Here is a 3,377-nt window from a genome sequence, read left to right on the forward strand (position 1 = left end):
AGGAAACTTGCAGTGCCGCCGCAAGCGGTTTATGGGAGGACTATTACTTTGCCATGTTGCCATCACTTTGCAGTATTGCCGCACTTCTTCTGCAGTATTGCTGCACCTTTATTGCAGTATCACTGCACTCCTTTTGCAGCGCCGCTGCAATACCTTTGCAGTACTGCTGCAATTGCCTTGCAGTGCCACTGCAAAAGGGATGCGGAAAGTTTGCAGTATGGAGAGGCTGATAGACAAGTACTTATATGATGAGAGTCCGATGGGTTCGAATGTTCGGTAAAGTACGATGTATGCGGAACGTATTTATGATGTTTTTAAACAGAATCCCCGTCTGTACAAATCTGTATCAGACGAGGATTCCTTTTTATTTTTTATCGACGCATCAATGGCATTTTTATTGTCCTTCAATGATGCGGTGAATAAAAAGCACTTATCAATAAATCAACGGATAGCTATTGTTTGTCCACTTTCCGTCTGCACCGGTAGTGAAACTCTTGCACCACACTTCATGGGCTACTTTCGGACTGGTAGTTGCAACCGTAATGTCCACCGAACCGTTGTTTGTGATAACATTGAAGTAGGACTTACCGTCGTTGGCAAATGCAATGGAACCATCCTTCGCTACAGTCATATTGCATTCAGAACCGCTCGCATTTACATTTTTCTTTTCTGCAACAGCGACGTTACCTTTATTTACATTTATATTTCTTACTACAACAAAATCAGCATTAATTGTGCTTGTGATGTTAGCTGCATCGAAATTTGCATCTTCATTCACCTTCAAAAGTTTGCTGATATCCACGGACTTAGCAGAAGTTACAGTCAATGATTTAATTGTAGATACGGCATCTGTATCTGCAAATTTGATAAACTTAATCTCGTCGTTTTGTGTTTCCGCTGCAATCTCAAAGCTGACAAAGTCACCAGTTGCCACATTCTTGATGTCGCCATTGCCAATCATATACTCTCCCGTAACGTTATTATTGCTATCTGTTTTATCCTGGGCTACATCCACGAAACGAACAATCGTAGTAGGACGGATATTGCTCTTGAGAGCCGTTTCATATCTGTTCTGGGCATCTACCTCGCAGATGAATTCACCTTGATTGTCACTGTTCATTCCATATCCTGTCAACTGGCTACCTACCTTATCCACGAACTCAGATGTTGTAGTGCTGTTCTTCAATCCGTTTGCCGAGCTCAATATATTGATGTTACCACCATTCACGATGCTGTTCTGATTGTCGATAGTGGCAGTAGAACCTTGTGGCAAAGTGATAGTACCATCTTCTGCCGATTTACCCGTACCTTTCGTCATCATCGTTCCTTCATTCAGAATGCTGCTCGTACCGTTCAGTGTCAATGTAGTTTTGGCTTTTACAAGGATGCTTCCTTCGTATTCTGTCTTTGCGCCACGAATGGTTTCCGTACCTTTCAAGTTGTTCAGGGTCGCATCGTTCATTACCACAAGGTTGGCAGCTGAGCCGTCACCCACTTCGATGTCACCGCGGTTATTGATTACACCACCCAAGGTTGCAGTTTCAGCAATCAACTTACCGTCAGCAGTGCCACAGCAGCCTTTGTCCATTACGTCAATATCAGTATTAACCGTTGTTCCTTTGGCTATAGTCAATGTCTTGTCTGCAGGAACGATAATCTTGCCACCTTCAAATGTTACAAATTTGTAGAAATCCGCGTCACCTATAGTTGTTGTTGCATTCAAAGTAACATCTCCGATAACCTGTACTTTGATAGGATTAGTTTCAGAAACGTCCTGCAATGCACTTACAGCAGTAAGCACTGATGCCAAAGAAGCCGCATCTGTTACGATATAATCAGTCTTGAATTCTACATCTTTCAAATCAACAAGTTTCTTTACAGAGTAGTCACCACTTGCCAAGGCTTTGATTTCTTGCTTTCCGCAATCCACAATGGCTACCTTGCTATTCTCGTCTACCAATAAAATCTTAAGGTCGGAGATTGTTGCAGGAAGTACGGGAAGAACCACGTAAGACGGGTCGGCAGTACTTGCAGTAAGAGTTTTTACGCTTGAATAGGTAGTCACAATCGTCTTGCTTGTTTCCTTGGGTTGGCCAAGATAGAAGTTTGTGCCAACATTGGCAGCCACATTATTTGCAGCCTTGATAGCCTTTGCGTCCAATTCCTGTCTGATAACAAAATTGTCGTTTGCACCGGCTGCATACAAGATAACTTGGTTAAGTTTCACATCAGTAGTACCTGTATTCTTAATACCGATATAAGCGGCACCGGACAATGTATTTGTAACAAACGCATCAGAGAGTTGTCCGCCCTGGAAGTCACCTGCATATCCTACATTGAAGCCGTATTCTGATACGGCAGCAAATTTATTCGTTGCATCCGGAGCCAATTCAACCGCCCGTGGAGCAGAGGCTACAATCGGAGAATCAAAGAATTCTTCATTATACGGATAGTAAACGATATATTCACCGGAATAGATGGCTGTATTTTTAGTGTTAAAGAAACCGGTCTTTAGGCTCAGCGTCTTGTCCGCTTCTGTCGCTTTATAAGTTGAGTTTTCAATTGTGGCAGTTGTACCATCGCTACCAATGTTTGCGGCAGTATTATATTCACCGTTCTTCACATTGTACGGAGTACATGGATTCAATTGCGGTGCTTTTTCACCTTCATAAAGCCAGCCAGCCTGTACAAACTCATAGTTGGTGTACACCATACTTCCCGTAGCCGTAGCCGGTGCCTTGTCCGGATTGACATTATTCACACCGGTCCAGCATAAACCTATCTTTTCAGGTATCTCATCCTGTCCCAGTGTTCCCGATGGCATCCATTGGAATTTTCCATCCGCATCAATAGCACGTGTTTGAGCTTCGCCCTTTGTCAAAGCAATAGCAGCACCATTCAGTTGCACAAGTTCGCCTTTTCCATCGAACGAAGATTCGCTTGTCGGAAATTCCTCGTTGTTACATGCGGCAAGAGCCATCAAGCAAGCTGTCGCATAAAATAAATGTTTTACTTTCATTTCTTATTACTTTTAATCTATCAATTATTATTCTTCAAAGCATCAATAATACCTTTACTTAAAACGGCGTTGGGGGCATGTCACTACCTTGCTCTTCAGAAGGAGTACCACCACTTCCTGCAAATCCTTGTTCGATTTCTACTTCCAGCACTTCCACTGCCGGAGCTTCATACTTCATTTCTTTTTCCATTTTCATAATCGTGAAATTAGTTGTTAATAATAATATAAATGTTCCTGTTTCGTTCGTTATCCGTTCCTTTAGGGGAACCCTTGCAGGCGTTCATTGCTATATAGTAAGTTATAAGAAACGCTTCTTTCACTTGTCTGCAAGCATTGCTCCAACCTGCTGTCCGGACAT

Annotated in this window: 3 protein-coding genes; 1 reads left to right on the plus strand and 2 read right to left on the minus strand. The window is 42.6% G+C overall.

What is annotated here, in order from left to right; all coding sequences use genetic code 11:
- Nucleotides 1-280: hypothetical protein (locus tag JCM16496_RS22495; protein WP_159102491.1), on the plus strand; the 280-nt coding region annotated here is incomplete at its 5' end.
- A gap of 153 nt (nt 281-433) precedes the next feature.
- Here the strand turns inward: JCM16496_RS22495 and JCM16496_RS20775 are convergent.
- Together JCM16496_RS20775 and JCM16496_RS23140 are read right to left on the minus strand one after the other, a co-directional pair.
- Nucleotides 434-3,019 carry a hypothetical protein gene (locus JCM16496_RS20775; RefSeq protein ID WP_025836398.1) on the minus strand — a complete coding sequence of 862 codons (2,586 nt, stop codon included), beginning with the start codon at nt 3,017-3,019 and terminating at the stop codon, nt 434-436.
- 58 nt (nt 3,020-3,077) lie between these two features.
- Nucleotides 3,078-3,215 carry a hypothetical protein gene (locus tag JCM16496_RS23140; protein WP_209441652.1) on the minus strand — a complete coding sequence of 46 codons (138 nt, stop codon included), beginning with the start codon at nt 3,213-3,215 and terminating at the stop codon, nt 3,078-3,080.
- Between the last annotated feature and the right edge of the window lie 162 nt (nt 3,216-3,377).

Source organism: Bacteroides rodentium JCM 16496 (assembly GCF_000614125.1).
GTDB lineage: Bacteria > Bacteroidota > Bacteroidia > Bacteroidales > Bacteroidaceae > Bacteroides > Bacteroides rodentium.